This window comes from Flavobacterium sp. HTF, from assembly GCF_003105115.1.
Lineage (GTDB): Bacteria > Bacteroidota > Bacteroidia > Flavobacteriales > Flavobacteriaceae > Flavobacterium.
Genome location: NZ_QETH01000049.1, coordinates 1 through 26,752, shown reverse-complemented (window position 1 = coordinate 26,752; position 26,752 = coordinate 1). Strand labels below are relative to the sequence as shown.

The following is a 26,752-nucleotide window of genomic DNA, read 5'->3' as shown; positions in this document are numbered from 1 at the left end:
TTTTGCTTTACAGCATAAAAAAGAAACGTTATATAATTCCCATTATGGATTTATATAACGTTTTTTATGTAATCTTTTGTAGGATTTATTCAGGAAGGAAAACAGTAAAGACAGAGCCTTCATCCGGCGTGCTTTCTGCCATTATCACACCTTTGTGGTTCTCAACAATTTTTTTGCAGATGGCTAAACCTATTCCGGTACCAGGGTAGTCTGTTTTGGAATGTAAGCGTTGAAAAAGTACAAAAATAGTTTCTTTAAATTGTGGGTCAAATCCCATTCCGTTATCGGTAAAAGTAATCTTGTAGAATTTCTTAATATTCTGATCCAGCAATTCAGGAAACTGATCTGAATTTACTTTTTCACTGTCAATATTAATTTCAGGTATAACATCCTGCTGATTGTATTTTAAGGAATTTCCGATCAGGTTTATAAAAAGCTGTTCGATCTGATACGGAATTACAGAAAGCTTTGGCAATTTTGAAGCGGTAATGACTGCTTTTTTTTCGTCTATTATTTCTGTTAGTTCAGATTTGGCATTTTCAAGCAACTCATTCAGATTTGATTTTAAGAATTCTTTCTTGGTAGTATTGGTTCTTGAAAACAAAAGCAAATCATCTATAAGTACGCGCATTCTTTTGGCCGATACTTCTATCTTATATATATAGTCTTTGGCACTGTCAGACAAAACCGCCTTATCAGCATCTGAAACCCTGGAGATAAAAGTCTGGATCTTTCTCAAAGGTTCCTGCAAATCATGACTTGCCACGTGGTTAAAAGAAGCCAGTTCTTTATTGCTTGCTTCTAACTCGGCATTACGTTCCTTAAGTTCTATATTTAATAAATGTTCGTCTGTGATGTCAAAGTTAATTCCTAATAAGATATTGCTGCCTTGCTGATCGGTCAGTAATTTTCCGGTAGATTTAAAATACCGGATTTCATTGTCGGGACGCAACACTTTATAATATATAAAAGGTAACTGCTTTTTATTTAAGATGCCTTCCATAGATTCGGCAACAGCTTCTTTGTCATCGGGGTGTACAAAATCTAAAAAAGTCTTTTTTTCGGGTACAAAACTATTTGGCCATACGCCCAGTAATCGGTATTGATTTTCTGAATAATCAATTTTTTGCGTATCCAGATCCCATTGCCAGGTGCTGAACTTACCAATGGTTTCAGACTCCGACATTAATCGGGAAGAAATAAGAAGTTTTTTATTGAAGACTGTCAGGCGTTTAATATCCCTGCTGATCTGTCTGTAGGATAATATGATAAAAGTAAGTGCGGTAAGAAATAAAGAAATCGAGAAAACTGGACTTAAAGAAATTTCCTCATCATATATCTTTAACCTTCTTTGCAGGTAAGCCTTTTCGATATCGTTCATTTTATCAACCTGAAAACGAATGTTATCCATTAAAACCCGACCACCAAACATATGATTATCGAGTTTTCTCTTATCATATGTTTTTGGGTCGCTATATTTAAGGCAATTTTCGAACGAAGTAAAACGCTGAATAATTAATTTGAATAATTTTCGCAGGTTTTCCTGTTGCTTCGGATTGTCTGCGGTAAGCTTTTTTAATGTAATAAATGAAGTGTTTACCTTGTCGCGCGAATAAACATAAGGTGAAAGAAAGCGGTTGTTTCGTGTAATGATATAACCACGCTGGCCTGTTTCGGCATCTTTTATCGCCGACATCAGCCGCTCCAACTGTATGTTTATTTCATACGTATGCATTACCAACTTGCTGGATTCGTTTAAGTCCTGGTTGTGTTTGTAAGCAATTGAGGAAAGAAATAACAGAATAAAAACTGCAATTACAAATATAACTCTTAACGAGTTAGAAGAATTAAACCGGGGTATCCATTTCATGGAAATGCTTTTATTTTAGGCGCAACAGAAAATTATCACGGTTAAGGCCGGAAGTGTGATAGTGCCAATTTAAAGTAACGACTTCATTAATTATTTTCTTTAGTGTATTAAAATCACTTGGTTTTTTTATATAAATATTGGCCCCTTCAATAAAGGTATCTTCAATATCCTCTTCAGAAGATGAAGTAGAATATATGGCAATAATTATATTTTTAAGATGCTCGGTTTTTTTGATTTCGATTAAACATTCTTTACCGGTTTTTTTCGGCATATTTAAATCCAGAAACAGAATGTCGGGTAGGTTGACATCAGGAGCCATAAGGTATTCCATAAGTTGAAGACCGTCATGAACAAATTGTACTTTCGTCTGAACCCTTACTTCTTCAAAGGCATCTTTAAAAAAAAGTCTGTCATCTTCATCGTCATCAGCGAGTAAAATGTGTAATGCGTTTTTTTGCATTGATTATAGTGGTATTAGATTTATTTTAAATTCTCTCTTCTCTTTTTAATAATCCTCTGGAAAGCCGATGGCGTGATACCGGTTGTGTTTTTAAACTGTGTACTCAAGTGGGCAACACTGGAGTAATTCAGTAAAAAAGCAATCTCGGTAAGACTCATCTCGTTAACCAACATTAATTGTTTAGCCCTTTCTATTTTCTGTAAGATAATGAAATTTTCAATCGAAGAATAGGTTACTTCCGAAAAAACATTCGATAAATAGCCATAACTGTGATTTAATTTCTCAGCCAAAAAAACAGAACTCTTAAAGTTGTTATTATCGTCCATGTAAACAAGTTCGATAATGGCATCTTTAATTTTCTGAACTAAAACACTTTTTTGATTTTCTACGACTTCAAAACCAAACGGACCCAGCTTGCTCTTTAAACTTTCAAGTCCTTCAACATCAAGATTCTCATCTAATTCAATTTCACCAAAACCTAATGTAGTAAAATTAATTTTTTGCTCCTCCAGTTTTTCTTTCAAAAAAAGGGAACAAATGGTGTTAATATCGAACTTTATAAATAGTTTCATAGGATAAAAATAGGGTTAAAGATAATTAATTTTTTTTTGGTTATGGACGGGTTATATATTTATTAAGATAATATTTTAAGAATTTATTCATTTGACGTATTCAAAAAAATACCGTCTAAGCATAAAATTTAGACGGTATTTTCATTGGGTCAAAAGGGTTTACAAATCTGATAACAACTGATTAAACTCTTCTTTGGTTTTTCCTAATTTCTGTTGAAGTTTTCCATACATTTCGTCCTCTTTTCCTTCAGCATACATTAGATCATCATCCGTAAGATCGGCATACTTTTGTTTCAGTTTCCCTTTCAACTCATTCCAGTTTCCTTTTATCTCTGTAGTATTCATGATATTTTATTTTACGATTTTTATATAGTGTAAAATTGCAATTAAATACTAATTTTCCTGTTACATTAATTTTTTGGAATGTTCTATAATTCACATTTAGGCCTGATAGCGGCGCAGGATCCAGGCCATTTTTTCATGCTGCTGCAATAATCCTGTAATAAAATCAGCAGAACCTATATCGTGATTTTCATTCTCAAGTGCCGGGATATATTCCCTGAATTCGGTTACCAGCTGTTCATGGTTTTCTAAAAGCTCCAGTAACATATTTTTCTGCGAAGCATATTCTTTAGGAGATTCCTTTAATGTAGAATTGTCTATAAACTCTTTCATTGTTCCGATGGTTTTTTCTCCCAACTGGCTAATGCGTTCCGCAACCTCATCAATATTGCTTTCCAGAATTCGGTATTGGTCTTCAAATAATTTATGCAATTCCATAAAACTGTTTCCTGAAATATTCCAGTGAAATTTTCTGGTTTTTACATACAATGTCATTTCGTTAGATAAAATCGTGGCTAATATGTTCGCACTTTTTTTTAAATTTTTGGTGCTAATTCCAATATTTGGGCTCATAATCCTGTATTAAGGGTTCAATTCAAAAATATATAAGTGCCAAGTTTTATTTCTTACATAATTAATTGCAGATGTTACATGAATTCAATGTTTTGTTAACGCCTGACTAAATGTTTTGTTGTAGTTTTGCCGCCAACTAAAACTAAAACCCCTATTTGAATGAAAAAATTTTTACTCTTTTTATTAATCTTAACTGCCTCTGTTAGTGTAAAAGCCCAATCTTATTCAGGTTATTTTCATGATAATTACGCAGGTGTACAAAGTGTACTTTTTAACCCGGCTTCTATAGCCGATTCCCGTTTTAAAACCGATATCAATTTATTTTCAGTCAGCGGGTCTGTACAAAACGATTTGTACGGAGTTCGTCTTTTTGATGTGTACAAAGACGGATACGATCTTGACCGTGATGCTAAAAGAACACCGTCAAATGCCAATAATGGTCTTGCCAATTTTGACATTATGGGACCATCATTTATGTTTAATATTGCTCCGAAACATACCATTGCTGTTTTTACAAGAGCAAGATCTGTAAGTAACGTAAGAAACATAAACGGATATCTTATTGACCAGGTAAAAGACGGACTGGATCAGTCAAGTGACTTTAATTTTAACGCCGGAAATGCAAACGGATCTTCAAATACATGGGGAGAACTGGGTATTTCCTATGCTGCTGTTTTATATCAGAAAGACCAGCACTTCTTGAAAGGAGGTTTAACAGCAAAATATCTTCAGGGTGGTGTAAACGGATATGTTAGAGGAAAAGATGTAAACGTAACGTACGTTGAAAATACAATAGACCCAAGTCAGGGCGTTTTGATGTCAAGCGGAGAAATCACCGTTGGTGCAAGTCAGGATTTTGAAGCAAATGAAGATTATGATTTTGATCCTAAATCAAGAGGCTTTGGTTTTGATTTCGGACTTGTTTACGAATGGAGACCGGATTATGCCGATTATGATTTAGACAAAGCAAAACCTGCAGACAATAATTTCAGGGATTTAAACAAATACAAATTGCGTTTCGGAGTATCGGTTACAGATATAGGTTCTATCGATTATAAAAATGCAAAACAGGATACGTACAATGTAAATGGTTTTGTAACACAGCAAATGATCGATGATGCAGATAATCTGTATGATTTCTTAAACGAACATTACACCAAAACGTCAACATCAAAAGGAGCAAAGACAAATTTGCCAACAGCACTGCATGCTGATGTAGACTGGAACATGTACAGAAAATTCTATTTGAACCTTAACGGAGACATTAATATGGTTTCTGCCAATAAAATCAACGGCTACGGAATCGCAGACAGAGTCTCTCTGACACCGCGTTACGAAAGCAGATGGTTTAGTTATTATATGCCTTTGACCTGGATGGAATACAGCGGAATGCAGGTAGGTTCAGGAATTAGAGTAGGAGTGTTCTTTATTGGTTCAGGCTCTGTTGTGAGTAATTTGGTTTCTAAAGAATCAAAAGGAGCTGATTTTCATTTGGGAATGAAAATTCCGGTGTATGAAAAGAAATTTAAAGATACTGACGGAGACGGAGTTATTGACAAGGAAGATGCGTGCAGAAAAGTAGCAGGTCCGGCAGAAAACCAGGGTTGTCCATGGCCGGATACAGACGGAGACAAAGTGTTGGATAAAGATGATGCCTGTCCGGAAGTGAAAGGTCCAAAAGAAAACAAAGGCTGTCCATGGACAGATTCAGACGGAGATACATTACTGGACAATGTAGATGCTTGTCCTGCAGTAGCAGGTCCGGTAGAAAATAAAGGCTGCCCTTGGCCGGATACAGATAATGACGGTATTTTAGACAAAGATGATGCCTGCCCTAATGAAGCCGGATTGCCTGAAAACAAAGGATGCCCGAATCTGGATGCAGACAAAGACGGTGTTTTGGATAAAGATGATGCATGCCCTTTAATCGCCGGTCCTGCAGATAACCAGGGTTGTCCAAAAGTTTCTAAAGCAACATTAGAGCAATTAAAAGTAGAAGCAAAATCGATCTTTTTTACCACAGGAAAAGCAACTTTAAATGATGCTAAAAAAGGAGAAACATCCGGAAGATTAGACGCAATTAAAGAGATTTTGAAAAATTATCCAAATGCAAAATTTGCCATCAACGGTCACACGGATAACGTAGGAAATGCAAAAGCAAACCAGAAATTATCCGAAGCCAGAGCAAAAGTGATCATGGATCTTTTGATTGAAAAAGGTGTAAATCCTGCGAATTTAAGTTCTCAGGGATTTGGTGCTACAAAACCGGTAAAATCAAACAAAACTGCGGCAGGAAGAGCAGAAAACAGAAGAACAGAAATTGTTTACTTAGGTAATTTGTAAGCAGAATTGAATATAATACCAAAAAGCCATTCTTTATTGAGTGGCTTTTTTTATTTTTGCATACTTCTAAAAAAGAACCACTTCTAATCGGGAAGAAGACTAAACAAACAAGAATGACAACACAACAACTACACGAACAAATTCTTCAGAAAAAATCATTTTTATGTGTCGGATTAGATCCGGATCTGGACAAAATTCCACCACATTTATTAGAAACCGAAGACCCTATTTTTGAATTCAACAAAGCGATAATTGATGCCACTCACGATTTAACCGTAGGATATAAACCGAATACTGCTTTTTTTGAAGCGTATGGATTAAAAGGATGGCTTTCACTGCAAAAAACAATTAACTATATCAACGAAAATTATCCTGATATTTTTACCATTGCCGATGCAAAACGCGGTGATATCGGAAATACTTCGAGCATGTATGCGAAAGCATTTTTTGAAGACCTGAAATTTGACAGTGTAACGGTTGCACCTTATATGGGGAAAGATTCTGTAGAACCTTTTCTTGCGTTTGAAAATAAACATACTATAATGTTAGCACTAACGTCAAACGAAGGAGCATTCGATTTCCAGACTTTAAATACAAACGGAAAAGAATTATACAAACAGGTTTTAGAAACTTCTAAGACATGGAAAAACAGCCAAAATTTAATGTACGTTGTCGGCGCTACAAAAGCAGAATACTTTGCAGACATTAGAAAAATTGTTCCGGACAGTTTCTTGTTAGTTCCCGGAATTGGTGCTCAGGGCGGAAGTTTATCTGAAGTATGCAAATACGGAATGAATGATAAAATCGGCCTTTTGGTAAATTCTGCAAGAGCTATTATTTACGCTTCAAAAGGAACTGATTTTGCAGAAAAAGCAAGAGAAGAAGCTTTGAAAGTACAGCAGGAAATGGAAGAGATTATTGGTTTAAAATTTCAGGTTTAAAATTTCAGGTTTGCTTTACTTTGAACATAATTTAACCGCAAAATTCGCTAAGGTTTACGCAAAGTTCACAAAGTTTTTTTACATAAAGCTTTGCGAACTTTGCCCTTTATAAAGACTTCTATGAAAAATAAACTTTGCGGTTAAATATGCACGCCGCTCAACCTGAAACCTGAAACAAAAAAAACATGAAACAATTAACCGATCAAATAGGAAACGTTCATTCTTTTGAAACAGCTCCAAAACGAATAATTTCGCTGGTTCCTTCCCAAACCGAATTATTGTGTGATTTGGGTTTAGAGGAAAAAATTATCGGAATCACCAAGTTTTGTGTGCATCCGTATCATCTAAAATCAACCAAAAAAATGGTTGGCGGCACCAAGAAAATCCACTTCGAAAAAATAAAATTATTACAGCCGGATATTATCATTTGTAATAAAGAAGAAAACACAGAAGAAATCGTAAATCAATTACGCGAAATCTGTCCGGTTTGGGTAACGAATATTATTACGATCGAAGATAACTTTCAGATGATTTCAGATTTTGGGCAAATTTTCAATTGCAGAACCGAAGCCCAAAAATGGAACGGCAAACTGGCTTTTGCCTTAAGCGATTTCAAAAAATATATTCAGGATACAGAAATTAAAAAAGCGGCCTATTTTATCTGGAAAAACCCTTATATGGTAGCGGGAAATGATACTTATATAAACGAATTATTAAAACTAAATCATTTTAAAAACATCTACGAAGACAAAGGGCGTTATCCCGAAATCGAACTCAAAAAAATGAGATTGGAAGGTGATCCGGATATCGTTTTGCTTTCTTCGGAACCATATCCTTTTAAAGAAGAAGATGCTTTTGAAATCGGGCGTTTTACACACCACGCCAAAACTGTTTTTGTCGATGGCGAAATGTTCTCATGGCACGGAAGCCGGCTTTTAAAGGCTTTTACTTATTTTAAAATACTACACGAAAGATTGAAGAATTAATTAAACGAACTTCTGAATTCTAGAGGCGAAACATTAGTTTTGCTTTTAAAGAGTTTGTTAAACGATTGCGGATATTCAAAACCTAATTTATAAGCCGTTTCACTTACGCTTAATGAAGTGGTGGTAAGCAGTTCTTTTGCTTTTTCAATAATTTTATTATGAATATGATGCTGTGTACTTTGCCCGGTTAGTGAGCGTAGCATATCACTAAGATAATTTGGCGTAACATTTAATTGCTCTGAAATGTAAGCTACAGTTGGTAATCCTAATTTCTGTGCTTTATCGCTTTCAAAATATTCAGACAGAAGAGTTTCCAGTTTGGTTAAAAGAGTATTGTTTGCATTTTTCCGGGTAATAAATTGTCGGTTGTAAAAGCGATTACAATAATTAAGAAGCAGTTCAATATGAGAAATCATAACATCCTGACTGAAAGCATCTATAGAAGAAAGATATTCCTGTTCGATATTCTGCATAATTCCTGTAATCATATTTTGCTCTTTTTCAGAAAGATGCAATGCTTCATTAACAGCATAAGAAAAATAACCGTACTCTTTAATTTTTTTTGCCAAAGGGTAACTCTGTATGAAATCAGGATGAATCGCTAACATTGAACCATATACAGAACTATCCATTGGAACTTCTGTCGAAATAATCTGATTAGGCCCCATAAAGGTCATGACTCCTTCGTCAAAATCATAGTAGTTTTGACCGTATCTCATTTTTCCCTTAAATCCTTTTTTGATCGAAATGGTATAGAAGTTGTAAATAACGCTCTTTAGATTGTTATCAAAATGACAACTGATATCTCTCAGATTTACAAAACTCACCAAAGGATGATCTGGTTTTGAAATTTGTAACAACTGATGTAATTCTGAAATAGAACTTATAGTATGCGGAGTATAATCTTCTTTCTTCATGATTTTAGTTTAAATACAGGAAAAGCTATCATAAAGATAACGTTTCCAGTAGATTTTTTTCTGACCTCTTATAGATTAACAGATTTCATTCCGGATTCATCATAACGATTTCCGGTAATTGTTCCTACCGGTATAATACTTTCCAGTCTTTCCAATTCTTTAGCGGTCAGGATAAGTTGTGTAGCCGCAATGTTTTGCTCAAGATATTTTACCCGCTTTGTACCAGGAATAGCTAAAAAGCCTTTAGATGCAATCCATGCCAATGCCAATTGCGATGCCGTAATTTTTCTTTCGTCAGCAATAATTTTTATTTCATTTAAAAGTTCAATGTTTTTATAAAATTGTTCTCCCTGAAAACGAGGAATTGATCTTCTGAAATCATTTTCGGCTAAGTCTTCCGGATGTTGTATTTCTCCTGAAATGAAACCTCTTCCTAAAGGAGAATAAGCAACTACACCAATTTGAAGCTCCTCTAATGTTTTTATAATTCCATCTTCTTCAATACTTCTTTCAAAAAGAGAATATTCACTCTGAACTGCCGTTAGAGGATGAATACTGTGTGCTTTTCTTATTGTTTCAGATGAAACTTCAGAAAGACCAATATAACCCACTTTTCCTTCTTTTACCAAATCAGACATTGCCTGAACTGTTTCTTCTATTGGAGTATTCGGATCAACACGATGTAAATAATATAAATCGATATAATCTGTTCCAAGATTTTTAAGAGAGCGTTCTACTGCTTTTTTTACATATTCTTTTTTGCCATTAAACTGCCAGGTGAGTTCTTCATTGTCATTAATCTCAAAACCAAATTTTGTCGCAATTTTGTAAGCATTACGATTTCCTTTTATAGCTTTTGAAATTAATCTTTCATTTGCCAGTGGACCATATAAATCTGCAGTATCTAAAAAATTGCCTCCTAATTCAAGTGAGCGGTGTATTGTTTTTATAGATTCACTTTCATCCGCTTTACCATAAATATCGTTTCCTGCAATCTGGCTCATTCCCATACAACCTAAACCGATATTAGGAACAATTAATCCCTGAGTTCCCAAATTCATTTCTTTTATTGCACTCATAATTTTGTTTTAAATTAAATTGATAAAGCAAAGGTCTGGAGTTATTATTTTTTTGAAGTAGCCAAATCTCTAGTAATTGTATCCGAATTGTTGTTTTGTTTCAAGTTTCAGGTTTCAGGTTGTTTTGCTTTGCGGTTAGTTTTACCGCAAAGTCGCTAAGATTTACGCAAAGTTCGCAAAGTTTTTTGCATAAAGCTTTGCGCTCTTTGCGGTTTAGTTATGCGTAAAGTGAAGTAACCTGAAACCTGAAACCTGAAACCTGAAACCTGAAACCTGAAACCTGAAACCTGAAACCTGAAACCTGAAACCTGAAACCTGAAACCTGAAACCTGAAACTTGAAACTTGAAACCTGAAACAAAAAAAAATGCCGGCATCTCGAAGACGCCGGCATTTATTTAACTAACCAAAACCAAAATAATAAATAACCAGTTTATTACATTACAAAGATCAGACTTATATCAATCTTATCATGTTAAGATCTTGTTATTACTTTGTTGGAAATACGTTAATGTTCAAATATTGTATTTTTTAACCGCAACGAACACGAAGAATTACGAAAAGTCTGCAAGTTTTTTGCATAAAGCTTTGCGAACTTTGCGTTTTATACTGAACTTGGTTTGTTAAAAAATTGCGCTCTTTGCGGTAAAACTAACTACATAGTAAGGCAACATGAAACAAAGAAAACCTGAAACCTCAAACCAAATTAATATAAATAAAGAATGCCGGCATCTCGTAGACGCCGGCATCATTTAACTAACCAAAACCAAAATAATAAATAACCAGTTTATTACATTACAAAGGTCAGATATATATCGGCGTATTGATGTTAAGGTTTTGTTATTACTTTGTTGGACATAAGTTAAGATTTGTAAACCCTTCATTTTACAGTTTTTATAACTATATATAGGTTTTGGTTATTAAAATATAATAACAATCAATTTTGTTTATTAATATCAATGTTTTTTGTTTGTATATTTGATAAAACATTAAATATCAGCAACATGAATTCAGACAAAAAATTAACAACTGCTACAGGTACGCCTGTTGCAGACAATCAAAACATTCAGACTGCAGGCCCTCGCGGACCGGTTTTATTACAGGATTTTTGGTTTTTAGAAAAGATGGCCCATTTTGACCGCGAAGTCATTCCCGAAAGACGAATGCATGCGAAAGGATCTGGTGCTTACGGAACTTTTACGGTAACTCATGATATTACACAATATACGAGAGCCGATTTGTTTTCGGAAATTGGTAAAAAAACGGATATGTTTGTGCGTTTTTCGACTGTTGCCGGAGAAAGAGGTGCTGCTGATGCCGAAAGAGATATTCGTGGTTTTGCCATGAAATTTTACACTAATGAAGGAAATTGGGATTTGGTTGGAAACAACACACCGGTTTTCTTTTTTCGTGATCCTATGAAATTCCCTGATTTAAATCACGCAGTAAAACGTGATCCAAAAACCAATTTGAGAAGTGCTGATAACAATTGGGATTTTTGGACATTATTGCCTGAAGCTTTACATCAGGTAACTATTGTAATGAGTGACAGGGGAATTCCAAAAACATACAGACAAATGCATGGTTTTGGAAGCCACACTTTTAGCTTTTTAAATGCAAAAAACGAAAGACACTGGGTTAAATTTCACTTAGTTTCCCAACAGGGAATCGAAAATTTATCTGATGAAGAAGCAGCCTTATTGGTTGGAGGTGACAGAGAAAGCCATCAAAGAGATTTATTTAATGCCATTGAAGATGGAAATTTCCCGAAATGGAAAATGTTTGTTCAGATCATGTCTGAAGAACAAGCTAATAATTATCGTTTTCATCCTTTTGATTTAACTAAGGTTTGGTTAAAAGGTGATTTCCCGTTAATCCCTGTCGGAGAATTTGAATTAAACAAAAATCCTGAAAACTATTTTGCTGAAGTAGAACAGGCAGCCTTTAATCCTGCGAATATTGTTCCGGGAATCAGTTTTTCTCCTGATAAAATGCTTCAGGGACGTTTATTCTCTTATGGAGATGCTCATCGTTACCGTTTAGGAGTAAACAATTTCCAGATTCCGGTAAACGCTTCAAGATGTCCTTACAATACTTTCCACAGAGACGGAGCAATGCGTGTGGACGGAAATAATGGAAGTCGTAAACATTATGAACCAAATAGTTTTGGAGAATGGCAGGAACAACCTGAATTTAAAGAACCGCCATTAGCATTGCACGGAGATGCGTATGCATATAATTTCAGGGAAGATGATAATGATTACTTTACGCAGCCGGGATTATTGTTCCGTTTGCTTACAGAAGAAAAAAAACAATTATTATTCAAAAACACTGCTGCACAGGTAGGAGGGGCGCAATTGTTTATTCAGATCCGTCATATCAGAAACTGTTTCAAAGCAGATCCGGCATACGGAGAAGGAGTAGCAAATGCCCTGGGATTAACAATGGAACAGGTAAATAGTTTTGCTGATCCAAGAGTTTAGTTTTTGAAGGGACTAAGATGCTGAGGTACTAAGATTCTGAGTTTAGGTACAAAGGATCAAATGTACATAGGTGCAAAGTCATCAAAAAATAAAACCCGACAGGTTTTTAAACCTGTCGGGTTTGTTATTTATCTTCAAAGTTAAAAAAATTTCAAAATCTTAGCACCTTAGCATCTCAGTACCTTAGCACCTCAGAACCTCAGTCCCTTTTTTTTAAGAAAAAACCACCGTCTTATTACTATAAACCATCGTTTTACGTTCTGAATGAAGTTTAATAGCGCGGGCCAGAACAATTCGTTCCAAATCGCGGCCTTTCATAATAAAATCTTCTACAGAGTGAATGTGGGAAACTCTTGCAATATCCTGTTCGATAATCGGACCTTCGTCTAATTCCTCAGTAACATAATGACTCGTAGCCCCAATGATTTTTACTCCGCGTTTAAAAGCCGAATGATACGGTTTTGCACCCGGAAAAGCAGGTAAAAACGAATGATGGATATTGATGATTTTGTTTTCGTAAAGCGAAATTAGTTTTGGTGTGATAATCTGCATGTAACGCGCCAAAACAATAAAATTGATCTGATATCTTTTCAGCAGTTCAATTTGTTTTGCTTCACCTTCTTCCTTATTGTCTTTTGTAAAAGGCACGCAGTGAAACGGAATATCAAATCGTTCTGCAATAGATCTTAAATCGTTATGATTGCTAATAATTACCGGGATTTCAACATTCAATTCATCAGCACTGTAACGCCCCAGTATATCAAAAAGACAATGATCGTATTTAGAGACAAACAATGCCATTTTTGGTTTCTGATCCTGGTTATAAACATCCCATGACATATCAAAATCAACAGCAAGAGTCTGGTTGAACTCTTCCTTAATAAGATCAAGACTACTATTCTGATTGGTAAATTCACATTCAAGACGCATAAAAAAAACATTTTGCTCCACATCAACATGCTGGTCGATGTAAGTGATGTTTCCTTCTACTTTTGCAATAAAAGTAGTAACTGCGGCAATTATTCCTTTTTGGTCCCGGCAGTGAATAAGAATGGTAATTTTTTGCATTTTTTGGTTTATTTATTTTTGGTTAGCAGCAAAGTTACAAAGGGTCAAAGCGACAAAGGTTTCTTTTCACCTTTGTATCTCTGCACCTTTGAACCTAAAAATTACTTTCCGTCCTGCATTGCAAAAACGCTTTTTAGCAAAGGCGTTGTTCTTGCACTGATATTGTTACGGATTTCTTTTTCTTCAACAGCAATCATTTTAAAAACACCTACAAGAGCTTTGTTTGTGGTGTAATCAGTCAAATCAGGGTTTACCTTTTTAACCAGCGGGATTGTGTTGTATTTATTGATAATTTTTGTCCAGACAACGTCGGCACCTACTTTTTCAAAAGAACTTTTAATCACGGGATTAAATTTTCCGTATAAAGCCGTAGTCGTACTGTTTTGTAAATAACTCGTAGCAGCGCTGTCGTTACCCAGCAAGATGTTTTTAGCATCTGTAAAAGACATATTTTTTACAGCCGTAACAAATATCGGAGTAGCTTCTTTTACAGCATCTTCTGCGGCGCGGTTCAGTACTTTGATTCCTTCATCGGCCAGCGAGCCAAGACCCACTTTTCTAAGTGTGGCATCTACTTTCTGAAGTTCTTCCGGCATAAGGATTTTTACAGCTTCGTTTTTATAAAAACCATCTACTGCTGTCAGTTTACTTACCTGTTGTGTAATTCCTTTGTTTAAAGCCTCTCTTAATCCCGAAGCGATATCAACACCGCCAACGCCCGGTATCTGCGATGATATTTGGGGTAACTGACTCAATGTTTGTTGTACCTGGGCACAAGATGTAAGTGAAAATGCAAACGCAAGAATAATAATCTTTTTCATTTATTGGGGATTTATTAGTTTCAAAAATACTACTTATTCAAAAATAAAGCCACAATTTTATTTCAGGAGCAAAAACATTTTGTTTCATAATTAACAATAGTCCCGCTATCATTCCAAATCTTTTGTGATTCCCGTCCCGAAGTTTCGGATTGGGACTGGCACAAAAGGATTTTCCCTTCTATCGAGGCTGGATTAGAGGTCTTCGTTTTTTTATGAAATTAAGGCCAGTACATTCTGATGTTACTGTCCGAATACATTTTACCGGAAATATTATTAGGCTTATTTTTCCAGTAAATTAATTTCCTCATCTGTGCTATTTACATATACAGACAATTCATCAAAATTCCATTTTACTTTTTTATGTGCGACGACAAACAAAATACCGGTTCCTTTAGAGCCTTTTATCGGAATTTCTAAATTACAGTTCCCGGTATTATCGCTTGTACTGATATTTCCGGATACCATTCCGTCATTCTCAATACCGCTTCCTAATTTTTGGATCACCAGCTCATTATGCTGCGCTTTATTCATAGCCTCTTTATAAGCATCAGAATTGGTCATCATCGAAGTAACACCATAAAAAAGGCCTCCGATAAACAGGCAAAAAAGTACAATAAGGCTTAAACATCCTGTCGGAACAAACCATTTCCAGTTTCTGTCCCACCAGTTTTTTTTAGGCTGATAATCATCGTCTTGCATAAATTTAGTTTTAGATTAAAAATCAAAGCTAATGTAGGATAAAGTTTTAAATTATCATGCAATCTGTTTTGAATTGCCTGCTTCAGAAATGAAACAATTGTTCCTGCTTAATTTTTACTCAAAAAAAATCGGGATCTCACAAATGGAAATCCCGATTATATTGAATTTTTATATCTTAATTATTTGTTTGCAACAGACTTTGCAGGTAATTCGCTGGTATCCTGATCTTTTTCGTAAACATCCTGAAAGAAACCAACTTCACCGTTTTCATTTACTAAAGAAGTAAAATAACAGATATAAATAGGCACTTTTTTAGACAATTTGAAACTTGTTTCGGTTTTACCTTCCATAGCTTTGTCGATTTTTTCAGGAGTCCATTCCGGATAATCCTTAAGCATCGCAGTTGCCAGTTCTTTGGCCAGTTTTAGATTTATACAACCATGGCTAAAAGTTCTTTTTTCAAAATCGAATAAAGTTTTAGAAGGTGTATCGTGCATGTAAATGTCATCCGGATTCGGGAACATAAATTTTACTAATCCCAGAGAGTTTTGTGGCCCTGGTTTTTGTCTTACCTGTCCGTTTATCATTTCCATATTATGATCTGCCAGATAGTTTTTATCAGCAGCTATTTTCATTTTCAATTCGTTATCTACAATACTTTGCGGTACAGTCCAGTAAGGGCTGAAAACGATTCTGTCAATTTCAGAATTAAAAATAGTAGTTTTAGTTAACGGAGAACCAACAAAAACATTTGATTTCAATTCTACTTTTCCGTTTTTAACATACACCATTTCATAAGAAGGAACGTTTACCAGAATATATTCGTCTTTGTTTACCAGTTCAGGTGAGATAGAACGGAATCTCTCCATATTAAGCATTAATGTTTTTACTTTTTCTGAAAGCGGTACATTCATTTCTTTAATATGTTCTTCTGCAAGAATATAATTTGGTTTGAATCCGTTACGAACTTTATATTTCATTACCGCATCCATTAATTCACGGTCATAAAAATCACTTTTAGAATCTTGTTGCAAATCTCCCAATAAATACAAACGGGTTCTTACCTGGGCAATAGTGCTTGAAACGGCATCCGGACGTAAATCTTTATACGGAACTTCTGCAACGATTGGTTTCCATTGTTTAGATTTTTCTAATTTTTTATAGTCGTTCAAAACATCCTGAAGCTTGTAGTATTGTTCAAAAAGCATTCCGTCATCTGCAACTTTTGCTGAAGATTCTTCAATAGTAGTATAATTCATAAAATCGGCCAGCATTACATCATAAGCCAGTTTTTTGTTTGATTCCGGGTTACTTTTTTTGGCATAAAGCACATATAAAGAACTTAGAAGCATGTCAGCATCTGTTTTAGAAAGAGTAGCTGAGGAATCAAAAATCTGATCTATATCACTTTTATAAGGAATAACCAAATCTGTTTTTTTTGCTTTCTCATATAAGATACCGGCAAATTCATTAATTTCTCCCTCATCATACCAGATGGTTCCAAGAGATCTGTTTTTGTATAATGACATGACATCAGATTTATACTTTTTCAAATCAGAATATCTTCTGAAAAAGTCATTGACAACCTCCGAATCTGCAACAGGATCAGTCCCGTTTACAAAATCAAAATAGAAGTCGTACGAGTTATGATTTTTGGTGAAATCATTTTTTTTTGAATCAAATGAAGAGGTTAAAAAACCTGTTAGTAAGATTATGGCGATTGGATAAAATGTTTTCATTTTTTTAATTTTTAAATTTTTACGTTTTTTTCTTAGGTTGAAAGTGGTGGTAAAAACTTGGGGCATTTCTACAGCATTTAGATCATTTTCTACATTGCTAAATTACTTTAGTGAACTGGAAAACAAGTTGTTGTATTTCTTTTAAATTTTTCAAGATTGCCATGTTATTAACATTTCTATAAGGCTTCTATAAGATAAATCATATAAAAACGTAAATTGTTACCTCGCAGACAGGAAAAAAATATTTTTTTTCTAATAAAAAACGTGAAGGAGAATCAAATATTAGAATATTTTGTAAATTGCTCCCTTAAAATTATCATATTCATAAAATGGAACAACAAAAACCATATAATCCTAAAAATAAAGTAAGAATTGTCACAGCTGCATCACTTTTTGACGGACATGATGCCGCTATTAATATAATGCGCCGAATCATACAGTCTACGGGTGTTGAGGTAATCCACCTTGGGCATGACAGAAGTGTGGAAGAAGTGGTGAATACAGCCATTCAGGAAGATGCAAATGCAATTGCGATGACATCCTACCAGGGAGGACACAATGAATACTTTAAATATATGTATGACCTGCTGCATGAAAAAGGGGCGGGACATATAAAGATTTTTGGCGGAGGCGGCGGTGTAATACTTCCGAGCGAAATTTCAGAATTACATGAATATGGAATTACAAGAATTTATTCTCCGGACGATGGTCGCTCTTTGGGTTTACAGGGAATGATCAATGATTTGGTAGAACGTTCAGATTTTCCGATTGGAGATAAATTAAACGGAGAAGCAGATCATATCGAAAACAAAACACCAACCGCAATCGCACGTTTGATTTCGGCAGCAGAAAATTTCCCTGAAATTGCAAAACCCGTTTTTGATCAGATTCATCAAAATAATACCGATTCTAAAATTCCGGTTTTGGGAATCACCGGAACAGGAGGAGCAGGAAAATCTTCTTTGGTTGACGAATTGGTTCGCCGATTTTTAATTGATTTCCCTGAAAAAACAATCGGATTAATTTCTGTCGATCCTTCGAAAAGAAAAACCGGAGGTGCGCTTCTGGGAGACAGAATCCGTATGAATGCGATTAATAACCCTCGTGTGTATATGCGTTCGCTGGCAACTCGTCAGTCGAATTTGGCTTTGTCTAAATACGTTGCCGAAGCCATTCAGGTTCTAAAAGCAGCAAAATATGATTTGATTATCCTGGAAACTTCCGGAATCGGGCAGTCTGATACCGAGATTATGGATCACTCTGATGTATCCTTATATGTAATGACACCTGAGTTTGGAGCTGCAACACAATTGGAAAAAATCGACATGCTTGATTTTGCCGATTTAGTGGCGTTGAATAAATTTGATAAACGTGGTGCATTAGACGCTATTCGCGATGTAAAAAAACAATACCAGCGCAATCATAATCTTTGGGATAAAAATCCGGACGATATGCCGGTTTTCGGAACAATCGCTTCGCAGTTCAACGATCCGGGAATGAATACGCTTTATAAAGCAATCATGGATAAAGTGGTAGAAAAAACCGATTCTGATCTGAAATCGACTTTTGAAATCACAAAAGAAATGAGCGAGAAAATCTTCGTTATTCCACCGCACAGAACACGTTACTTATCTGAAATTGCAGAAAACAACAGAGCTTATGACGAAAGCGCGCTTTCACAACAAAAAGTAGCACAGAAATTATACGGAATTTTCAAAACCATAGAATCGGTTTCAGGAAAAGTTCCTCAAATAAATAAAGCCGGAATTGATGACGATAGTGTCATCCTGAGCGGAGTCGAAGGACTTGACGAAAACAGAATCTTTTTAAACCTATTGCTAAATCAGTTTGATAAAGTAAAAATGGACTTAGATCCGTACAATTGGGAAATTATCCTGAATTGGGACGAGAAAGTAAACAAATACAAAAATCCGGTTTACAGCTTTAAGGTTCGTGATAAAGAAATCAAGATTGCAACACATTCTGAAAGTTTATCACATTTACAAATCCCGAAAATTGCTTTGCCTAAATATGAAGCCTGGGGAGATATCCTGCGTTGGAATCTACAGGAAAATGTTCCGGGAGAATTTCCTTTTGCTTCGGGATTATATCCGTTTAAGCGTGAAGGCGAAGATCCGTCAAGAATGTTTGCGGGAGAGGGGGGACCGGAAAGAACCAATAAACGTTTTCACTATGTGAGCGCGGGAATGCCGGCAAAACGTCTTTCGACTGCTTTTGACAGTGTTACTTTATACGGAAACGATCCGGATATTCGTCCTGATATTTACGGAAAAATCGGTAATGCCGGAGTTTCGATCTGCTGTTTGGATGATGCCAAGAAATTGTATTCAGGTTTTGATCTGGTTCATGCGCTGACTTCGGTAAGTATGACCATTAACGGGCCTGCGCCAATGCTTTTAGGTTTCTTTATGAATGCCGCAATCGACCAGCAATGTGAGTACTATATTAAGGAGAACGATTTAGAAAAAGAAGTTGAAGCCAAAATCAACAAAATATATAAAGAAAAAGGAACAGAGCGTCCGCATTATCAAGGCGATTTACCCGCAGGAAACAACGGTTTAGGATTGATGCTTTTGGGCGTTACCGGAGATCAGGTTTTGCCTTTGGAGGTTTATAATGAAATAAAAGTCAGAACACTTTCTCAGGTTCGTGGAACGGTTCAGGCGGATATTTTAAAAGAAGATCAGGCACAAAACACTTGTATTTTCTCTACCGAATTTGCTTTGCGATTAATGGGTGATGTTCAGGAATATTTTATTACCAAAAACGTTCGTAATTTCTACTCCGTTTCCATTTCCGGGTATCATATTGCCGAGGCGGGAGCAAACCCGATTACGCAATTGGCTTTTACGCTTTCGAATGGTTTCACTTATGTGGAATATTATTTGAGCCGTGGCATGAGCATCAACGATTTTGGACCGAATTTATCTTTCTTCTTTTCGAACGGAGTTGATCCGGAATATTCAGTAATAGGTCGTGTGGCGCGTAAAATCTGGGCAAAAGCCATGAAAAACAAATACGGAGCCAACGAAAGAGCTCAAATGCTGAAATACCATATTCAGACCTCCGGACGTTCGTTGCACGCGCAGGAAATTGATTTTAATGATATCAGAACGACTTTACAGGCTTTGTATGCCATTTACGATAACTGTAATTCATTGCATACCAACGCTTACGATGAAGCGATTACAACACCAACAGAAGAATCTGTTCGTAGAGCAATGGCGATTCAGTTGATTATCAATAAAGAATTAGGTTTGGCGAAAAACGAAAACCCAATTCAGGGATCGTTTATCATCGAAGAATTAACCGATTTGGTTGAAGCTGCGGTGTTACAGGAATTCGACAGAATTACAGAAAGAGGAGGAGTTCTTGGCGCAATGGAAACCATGTACCAACGTTCTAAAATTCAGGAAGAAAGTTTGTATTACGAAACCCTAAAACACAATGGCGATTTCCCAATTGTGGGTGTCAATACATTCCTGAGTTCAAAAGGTTCGCCAACGGTAATTCCGGCAGAAGTAATTCGCGCCACCGAAGAAGAAAAACAATATCAGATTACGATGCTGGATAACCTGCATCAGTTTCACGAAGCAAAAGTAAACGAGCATTTAAATAAACTACAGGAAGCAGCCATTAAAAACGAAAATTTATTCGACCATTTAATGGAAGCTACAAAGGTTTGTTCTTTAGGCCAGATTACTTCAGCGTTGTTTGAAGTGGGCGGGCAGTATAGAAGGAATATGTAATTTTTGATTTTAATAGATTTAAGGAAAACCTCTCAAGATTTTTGAGAGGTTTTTTTACATCACAGTATTCTATACTATTGTATTTATTAATGTTTACTTTTGTTATCACTATGTGATATAATCGAAACTAAGTTAATAATAATAAATGTAATATTGATAATTATATGCTCGAAATAGGTCATGTCATTAAAAATACCTCCACATGAACAACCTTTATAAAAAGAGAAGTTATTTAAAACTATCAGATAAATAGTAAATGTAGTCATCAACAATAATGATATATACAAGCCATGTATATATTTTTTAGAAATCAACAGAAGGATAGTGAAAATTTCTATTGCTGGAACGAAATAGAGCAAAAAATCGATTTGATATTCTTCTATCAAGGTAGATTTCATTAAAGTCTGTCTGAACAGATGTAAATCAATTAATTTATGGAATGCCGTGTAGCCAAAAAGAACTATAAGAAATAATCTTAAAATTTGAAGTATTTTATTTTTCATGTATACTATATATATTAAGATTTTCTTCAAAAAGTACATATACCTTATCTCCATTAATTACAATTGATCTAGGTTTAGAGTTGTTGTAGTCATCAATTTTAAAACTGCTTAGGTACTCATTTTTGTTGACTTCATAGCTGTCAATATAGCATTGATTCATGTTATTCCATTTGGTAGACTGATCTGTTAAAACATAAAAAATATCATTTTGACTCAAGTAGCCGCTAAGATTAGGATTCAGATTATTTGGATCTACCATCAACTCTTTTTTATCCTGCGAGTATCTGAAGTTAAAAGCGATTTTATTAAAAATTAAATCAACCTTACCTCTATAATTATATTTATTGTCAAAGACATATGCTCTATTTATTGAGTAAGGCAACATAACTGAATTTCTTTCATTATCATAATAAACACCATCTAAGGCAATTCCTGTATTATTGTATTCAGAAAGATAATCATCATCGATATCGAGTTTCACTACTTCTTTTGTCTGAAGGTCATACTTTTCAAAAAATATTTTATAATTATTATCCCATCCTGACACGAGCATTTTAGAATTTCTCTTAGATACGCGTGCAAAATTTTTCTTGTAAAAAGCAGCACTTTTTAATTTAGATTGTAAATCGTAACTTCTTAAGGATTTATCTGCTTTAATTATATATGAAATTTTTCCATTTTCAATAAAATAATTATTAATAATAAAACTTTCCAAATTATCAGTCAGATCTATTTCGGGATCAAAATTATTATCGACCAAATCCAGTGAAAATAATTTGCCTTGATTGTTATCAGTCCAGCTTAAAAAATACAGATGATTGTTTTTAAATTTCATTAAACTTAACTTTTTATCTAATGAAATTGATTTCTCCAATTTTAGAGTATCTTTAAAAACTCTATTTTGATTTAGCGATAATTTGCTTTCATCCTTATTTAGAAGATAAAAAATAAAAATGAAAAGAATGGAAAGACCTAGAATTATTGAAATTTTTAATATTTTTGATTTCATAAATTTATTTTTAAATAAAAAGGCTGTTGATGAAACAGCCTTTAAAAACTTTTTAACCGAAATTTAGATTTGTACTGGAACAGCAAACTCTGTCCCCGCCTCCACAACCTCCGCAATCATCACGCTTATCACTTCCCATAAGAATAATTTGTGCATAACCAGCTGCGGATACGGCCATAATAGCAATAATCGCAAATAAAACAATTTTTTTCATAATGTAAATGCTCCTCTACACAAGATGTGCTTAAGGCTGTAAGGATTTTTTTAGTTAATTCCAGCCTGTAAAGTCTTATAAAGGTTTATCAATTTTCGCCATTTTATAGCCTAGGTCTTTTAGACTAGAAATAATCTCAACATAAAAAATATACAGCTATCTATAGCAAGTAAATTCATTTTATATTTAGGATATTTTTTTAATTTTCATCAAATATAGTTAAATTCTGAATAAATATAAATGAAAATACTATTTTACGTAGGTTTTAACTTATTTTTTTTTATGAAATCATCTCCTCGCTAACGAGAAAGTCTCCTCGTGCTAACGAAACAATCTATAAAGTTTGTCATTTCTGTAAAGGTTAGATAATTCGGTAACAAAATTTAACTTTAATAAATTTTGTTGCGATGAGAAATAACAGTCATGATTCGACATTAAAAAGAAACTATTTAGATAAGTATCGCTTTTTGATAAAAGAATATGAAGAGGTGAAAAACAAAACCCATCCTGTTCATAAAAAGGCGATGGATTTTTACACAGTAAATGCCCCCCGCTAGCGCGAGCGTCTCGCTCGTAACACAAAGGAATGCACGAGCGAGACGCTCGCGCCAGCAAAAAACAAAAATTCTATTGTCAAACATAGCCCCTGGTTTCAACCACGGGTACACAATATGAAGAAGGCAATATTACGTTCCCGTGGTTGAAACCACGGGCTATGTTTATACCATTTTCAAATAGCAAAAAAGAAAATCGTATTATTTTGTCATTTCGATCTCGAGACTTCGGGAGAGAAATCACACTCGAAGCTCGACAATGGAAATCACCAATCTTTGTAGAAATACCAGTGCGATTTCTCCTTTCGTCGAAATGACAACATTGTGTTATTTTTAGAGTTCGACAAAGAGTTCCGGAGGAACGAAACATATTGTAGGGATGGATTTTAATCCGTCCACAAGAATAATAAGGATGGATTTTAATCCGTCCATGGGAAAAATAGATTTTTAATCCATCCACAGGAATAATAAGGATGAATTTTAATTTGTCCACAACTCGCTCGCGCCATCAAAACAACAAAAATCCTATTATCAATATAGCCCGTGGTTTCAACCACGGGTACACAATATGAGCAAGACAATATTACGTTCCCGTGGTTGAAACCACGGGCTATGTTTATATCGTTTTGGGATAGCAAAAAGAAAGTCATTCCTACATAATCTCCCCAACATAACCCAAAAACTCCATTTCATCCATAGGAAACAAATGTAGAATCGTTTCCAAAATCAGACTCACATTAATAGTTGCACTTTTATCTTTTTTAGAAAAATTATGCATGTCGTTATCAAGCGCCAGAATGCATAATTTTAATAAATCGGTAATGAGACAGCCGAGTTCTAAATAATTGACAACTTTAAATTGTGCGGTATAAGAATTGGCTTCGTTGGTTGGTTGTAGCGATGTAAAATACTGAGCGCTTAATTTTTTTAGTTTTTCTAAAGTTTGTGTTTCATTCGTTTCCATAAGGCGTATATTTTTAAATGGTTTACAATTTGACTTTTATGAATTTATTATAAGAAAAATTGTACTTTTGTTTGATTAGGCGAAGGAAGAAATACATTGTATTTTACCAAACCGATTCTGCTGGTATCGTACTTGGCTAAATAAGTTTGTTACCCGTGGAAGTTTTCACACTTAATTATTATCTTTGAATTATGAGCACACTAACAAAACCAAATCATATAGGGCGAAAAATAAGCCGTATTCGTGAACTTCGTGATATGAAACAGGAAGCTTTAGCACAGGCTTTGGGAATAAGTCAGCAAACAATATCTACTATTGAAAACAGCGAAACGATAGAAGAAGATAGGCTTTCTGAAATAGCAAAAGCTCTTGGTGTGACGGTTGAAGCGATTAAGAATTTTTCAGATGAATCTGCAATTAATTATTTCAATAGTTTTAATGAAGCTGTAAATAATAGTCATTTTGGAAATAATAATCATTGCACTTTCAATCCATTAGATAAATTAGTAGAATCTTTCGAAGAAAATAAAAAACTTTACGAACGTTTGCTTCAGTCCGAAAAAGACAAAATCGAATATTTAGAAAAATTACTTAAAGGAAAATAATATTCCTAAAAGTTATTTACAAACAAAAAAGACAGCTTTTTGGAGTTGTCTTTTTTGGTTAATAAGAATTAACATAACTATATTTACAATCAATTTTAATAAAAAAACATACAAAGAATGAAACATTTATTTAAGATTTTATTTATAAGCCTTTTACTTATTTCTTGTAGCAATAATGAAGATAATACAGAAAATAATGACAATGAACCTGTATTAAAAAAAATAAATTTAGATGTTACAAATCAGAGTAATAGTGCAATTAATCCATCTGAAATAAGTTTTGATTTTGAATATGACAACGAAAAAAAACTTATAAAAAAGAATGGTGGCTATATTGACATCTCTCATTCAACTGGTTATAGTAAAAGATTTATTAATGAAGTATATACTTTACTGACTTATACAAACAATAATGTAACGGTGGAAAATTTTACAACGTTAGTAGATTTTACTATTCCAAAAAGCTCTGTTTATTATAGTTTAAACAGCTCCAATCAAATTCTGCAAAAAGAAGTGCCAAATGTTTACAATAATGTTCATTCTAAAAAACTTGTATTCAAATATTCAAAAGGAAAATTAATCGAAATACTGACAAGTTTTCCTAATATGCCATATGATCTTAATGATCCTACTGACTACGTAATAACATATTCTGAAAAATTTTATTATGACGCTAATAGTAATTTAGTCAAAACAGAATATTTCGAACAGCACAATGGTATAAATGAAGGCGAAAGAATTGTAAGAACTTTTGAAGACTATGATAATTCACCAAATCCTTTTAAAAGGCTACGATTTTTAGAAGAATATTTTTATCGTTCGCTCTCTAAAAATAATTTCAGAAAATATACGGAAACAAAGTATTATTATGATGATATGAATACGCAAATGTTGAAATGGGAATTTGTTTATGATGCAAATGGTCAAATAATTTTAGGTAAAAATTAAAATACTAAATAAAAGACAGCCCAAAAAGCTGTCTTTTTAATTTTCAAAAATAAGATTTATGACCCATCAACAAATAGTAGACAAATTAGCGGCAAAAGCATTGGTTCAGAACATTGATGAAGATTTTGCAAGGCTTACGGCAAAAGCGATGGCTTATGCAAAACACGATAAAACGATTGCTGAAAACCTTTCGGGTTATATTCTGCCAAAAATCTTATTGCGCTGGAATTGTGTCCTGAATGCTGATGAAACAGAAGTTACAAAGAATTACAAACGTACCACAATCGTGGCCCTGGCGGTAATTCTGCACAAATACGGACTTACAGATCCTGAAATTGTCGAAAAAGCAATCGATTCAATCGATGCTTTAAATCGCGATGTGGTTCTGAGCGACGACTTTTTCAGAAAATCAGATCAGATAAAAAAGATAATCAGTTCGGCGCCGGCTCCGCTTAAGCGTAAGCCGTCATTGCCGGACAATATTACTTTTTACAGGCCAAAAGATGTAATTGCGATTCAGTTGGGCAGTCATTTTTATTGCGCTTATATACACAAACATTCACGCCCCAACGAAAGTCCGATTATAGAGTTTTATGATAAAAAATTTGATAAAGTCCCTGAAATTGAGGAATTAAAAAAACTGCAGGCAAAAGGACAATTGTATAATGATGGAATTGAGCGAATCTCTAAATACGCCGTTTCCGGAATCAAATTTTTGCCGGATTTGGCCAATCAGATCAAATTGATAAGTTCGGATGTAGAAACGGTACCGTCAAATTCTCATTTGCAGGAACCGGTTGGTTTATATGCCATTATGGATATCTTCGAGATCCAAAATGAAATTGAGCGGCTTTTTAAAAACTAAATTTAAAATTGAAATAAAGCAAAAAAAAAGCATCAGCCGCTGCTGATGCTTAATTTTGAGGCAAAAAACGATTAACGACGAAATGCAGGACTTTCGTTAACTGATTCATCTAACACAACTGTTTTTACTTTTTTAGCTGAAACCGTAATTTTGTGTTTTACTACTTTACCATTTTCATTCAATGATAAAAAATAAGTTCCGGCTGGATAAGCCTCTAAACTTAAAGTTTTTGAAATCTCTAAACTGTCTGCAGCAGATTCTCCTGTGTACAACAAGTTATTGTTTTCGTCAAAGATTGAAAAATTTGCTTTTTCAACGGTGTTTAAAGTAAAGCTAACTACTTTTCCATTTCCGGTTTTTATATACAAGATATAATCCCCTTTTCCGTCTATTGCATAAGTAAAAATAGTTGTTAAAAATACGGCAACA

24 protein-coding genes are annotated in these 26,752 nt (G+C 34.4%); 8 read left to right on the top strand and 16 right to left on the bottom strand.

Translation table 11 applies throughout. The features are described from left to right. Nucleotides 1-85: 85 nt before the first annotated feature. The 5 genes from DCO46_RS14565 to DCO46_RS14545 form a co-directional block, all read right to left on the bottom strand. A complete protein-coding gene (locus tag DCO46_RS14565; RefSeq protein WP_116753245.1) occupies nt 86-1,870 on the bottom strand; it encodes a CHASE3 domain-containing protein in 1,785 nt (594 codons plus the stop codon). A 10-nt stretch (nt 1,871-1,880) separates the two neighbouring features. Then, nucleotides 1,881-2,330: a response regulator gene (locus DCO46_RS14560; RefSeq protein ID WP_116753244.1), complete on the bottom strand. Its 450-nt coding sequence runs from the start codon at nt 2,328-2,330 to the stop codon at nt 1,881-1,883. Nucleotides 2,331-2,350: 20 nt separating this feature from the next. Continuing rightward, nucleotides 2,351-2,902, bottom strand: coding sequence for a helix-turn-helix domain-containing protein (locus tag DCO46_RS14555; RefSeq protein ID WP_116753243.1), 552 nt, complete (start codon nt 2,900-2,902; stop codon nt 2,351-2,353). Between the two features lie 159 nt (nt 2,903-3,061). Beyond that, nucleotides 3,062-3,247 carry a CsbD family protein gene (locus DCO46_RS14550; RefSeq protein ID WP_116753242.1) on the bottom strand — a complete coding sequence of 62 codons (186 nt, stop codon included), beginning with the start codon at nt 3,245-3,247 and terminating at the stop codon, nt 3,062-3,064. Nucleotides 3,248-3,343: 96 nt separating this feature from the next. Continuing rightward, nucleotides 3,344-3,817, bottom strand: a complete 474-nt coding sequence (locus tag DCO46_RS14545) for a Dps family protein (RefSeq protein WP_116753241.1) — start codon at nt 3,815-3,817, stop codon at nt 3,344-3,346. Nucleotides 3,818-3,976: 159 nt separating this feature from the next. On the opposite strand from DCO46_RS14545, the gene DCO46_RS14540 reads away from it, so the two are divergent. The 3 genes from DCO46_RS14540 (at nt 3,977) to DCO46_RS14530 (ending at nt 8,087) form a co-directional block, all read left to right on the top strand. Then, nucleotides 3,977-6,160, top strand: a complete 2,184-nt coding sequence (locus DCO46_RS14540) for an OmpA family protein (RefSeq protein ID WP_116753240.1) — start codon at nt 3,977-3,979, stop codon at nt 6,158-6,160. Between the two features lie 113 nt (nt 6,161-6,273). Then, on the top strand, nt 6,274-7,101 hold the full coding sequence (pyrF, locus tag DCO46_RS14535; protein ID WP_116753239.1) for an orotidine-5'-phosphate decarboxylase: 828 nt from the start codon (nt 6,274-6,276) through the stop codon (nt 7,099-7,101). Between the two features lie 185 nt (nt 7,102-7,286). After that, nucleotides 7,287-8,087, top strand: a complete 801-nt coding sequence (locus DCO46_RS14530; protein WP_116753238.1) for an ABC transporter substrate-binding protein — start codon at nt 7,287-7,289, stop codon at nt 8,085-8,087. Here the strand turns inward: DCO46_RS14530 and DCO46_RS14525 are convergent. Then, nucleotides 8,084-9,004, bottom strand: coding sequence for a helix-turn-helix domain-containing protein (locus tag DCO46_RS14525; protein WP_116753237.1), 921 nt, complete (start codon nt 9,002-9,004; stop codon nt 8,084-8,086). The two genes, DCO46_RS14530 and DCO46_RS14525, sit on opposite strands and share 4 nt — an antisense overlap. A gap of 68 nt (nt 9,005-9,072) precedes the next feature. Beyond that, nucleotides 9,073-10,083: an aldo/keto reductase gene (locus tag DCO46_RS14520; RefSeq protein WP_116753236.1), complete on the bottom strand. Its 1,011-nt coding sequence runs from the start codon at nt 10,081-10,083 to the stop codon at nt 9,073-9,075. 1,002 nt (nt 10,084-11,085) lie between these two features. Here DCO46_RS14520 and DCO46_RS14510 point away from each other — a divergent pair. Beyond that, nucleotides 11,086-12,564, top strand: coding sequence for a catalase (locus tag DCO46_RS14510; RefSeq protein WP_116753234.1), 1,479 nt, complete (start codon nt 11,086-11,088; stop codon nt 12,562-12,564). A 213-nt stretch (nt 12,565-12,777) separates the two neighbouring features. Here the strand turns inward: DCO46_RS14510 and purU are convergent, their stop codons facing one another. From purU to DCO46_RS14490, 4 genes are all read right to left on the bottom strand, one after another. Next, on the bottom strand, nt 12,778-13,632 hold the full coding sequence (gene purU, locus DCO46_RS14505) for a formyltetrahydrofolate deformylase (RefSeq protein ID WP_116753233.1): 855 nt from the start codon (nt 13,630-13,632) through the stop codon (nt 12,778-12,780). Nucleotides 13,633-13,733: 101 nt separating this feature from the next. After that, complete coding sequence (locus DCO46_RS14500) at nt 13,734-14,453, bottom strand: DUF4197 domain-containing protein (protein WP_116753232.1); 720 nt, start codon at nt 14,451-14,453, stop codon at nt 13,734-13,736. Between the two features lie 279 nt (nt 14,454-14,732). After that, nucleotides 14,733-15,152 (bottom strand): cytochrome c oxidase assembly factor Coa1 family protein, encoded by a 420-nt coding sequence (locus tag DCO46_RS14495; protein ID WP_116753231.1) that lies wholly within the window; start codon nt 15,150-15,152, stop codon nt 14,733-14,735. 179 nt (nt 15,153-15,331) lie between these two features. Beyond that, complete coding sequence (locus DCO46_RS14490; protein ID WP_116753254.1) at nt 15,332-16,891, bottom strand: L,D-transpeptidase family protein; 1,560 nt, start codon at nt 16,889-16,891, stop codon at nt 15,332-15,334. A gap of 329 nt (nt 16,892-17,220) precedes the next feature. Here DCO46_RS14490 and DCO46_RS14485 point away from each other — a divergent pair, with 329 nt between their 5' ends. Then, on the top strand, nt 17,221-20,661 hold the full coding sequence (locus tag DCO46_RS14485; protein WP_116753230.1) for a methylmalonyl-CoA mutase family protein: 3,441 nt from the start codon (nt 17,221-17,223) through the stop codon (nt 20,659-20,661). Nucleotides 20,662-20,747: 86 nt separating this feature from the next. Here DCO46_RS14485 and DCO46_RS23435 read toward each other — a convergent pair whose 3' ends face one another. The 4 genes from DCO46_RS23435 to DCO46_RS14470 form a co-directional block, all read right to left on the bottom strand. Continuing rightward, nucleotides 20,748-21,164 (bottom strand): MauE/DoxX family redox-associated membrane protein, encoded by a 417-nt coding sequence (locus tag DCO46_RS23435; RefSeq protein WP_116753229.1) that lies wholly within the window; start codon nt 21,162-21,164, stop codon nt 20,748-20,750. Beyond that, nucleotides 21,154-22,173 (bottom strand): hypothetical protein, encoded by a 1,020-nt coding sequence (locus DCO46_RS14475; RefSeq protein ID WP_124019569.1) that lies wholly within the window; start codon nt 22,171-22,173, stop codon nt 21,154-21,156. The genes DCO46_RS23435 and DCO46_RS14475 overlap by 11 nt, the downstream gene beginning before the upstream one ends. 52 nt (nt 22,174-22,225) lie before the next feature. After that, nucleotides 22,226-22,387 carry a hypothetical protein gene (locus DCO46_RS22700; RefSeq protein WP_157957636.1) on the bottom strand — a complete coding sequence of 54 codons (162 nt, stop codon included), beginning with the start codon at nt 22,385-22,387 and terminating at the stop codon, nt 22,226-22,228. A gap of 1,206 nt (nt 22,388-23,593) precedes the next feature. After that, nucleotides 23,594-23,905 carry a hypothetical protein gene (locus DCO46_RS14470; protein ID WP_116753227.1) on the bottom strand — a complete coding sequence of 104 codons (312 nt, stop codon included), beginning with the start codon at nt 23,903-23,905 and terminating at the stop codon, nt 23,594-23,596. Between the two features lie 191 nt (nt 23,906-24,096). Between DCO46_RS14470 and DCO46_RS14465 the strand changes: the two genes are divergently transcribed. The 3 genes from DCO46_RS14465 to DCO46_RS14455 all read left to right on the top strand — a co-directional run bounded on the left by DCO46_RS14465 (nt 24,097) and on the right by DCO46_RS14455 (nt 26,323). Further along, nucleotides 24,097-24,510 carry a helix-turn-helix domain-containing protein gene (locus tag DCO46_RS14465; protein WP_116753226.1) on the top strand — a complete coding sequence of 138 codons (414 nt, stop codon included), beginning with the start codon at nt 24,097-24,099 and terminating at the stop codon, nt 24,508-24,510. 117 nt (nt 24,511-24,627) lie between these two features. Continuing rightward, nucleotides 24,628-25,458 carry a hypothetical protein gene (locus DCO46_RS14460; protein WP_116753225.1) on the top strand — a complete coding sequence of 277 codons (831 nt, stop codon included), beginning with the start codon at nt 24,628-24,630 and terminating at the stop codon, nt 25,456-25,458. A 58-nt stretch (nt 25,459-25,516) separates the two neighbouring features. After that, nucleotides 25,517-26,323 (top strand): hypothetical protein, encoded by an 807-nt coding sequence (locus tag DCO46_RS14455; RefSeq protein ID WP_116753224.1) that lies wholly within the window; start codon nt 25,517-25,519, stop codon nt 26,321-26,323. A gap of 71 nt (nt 26,324-26,394) precedes the next feature. Here DCO46_RS14455 and DCO46_RS14450 read toward each other — a convergent pair. Then, nucleotides 26,395-26,752 (bottom strand): T9SS type A sorting domain-containing protein (locus DCO46_RS14450; protein ID WP_116753223.1); only part of this gene is annotated, 358 nt, incomplete at its 5' end.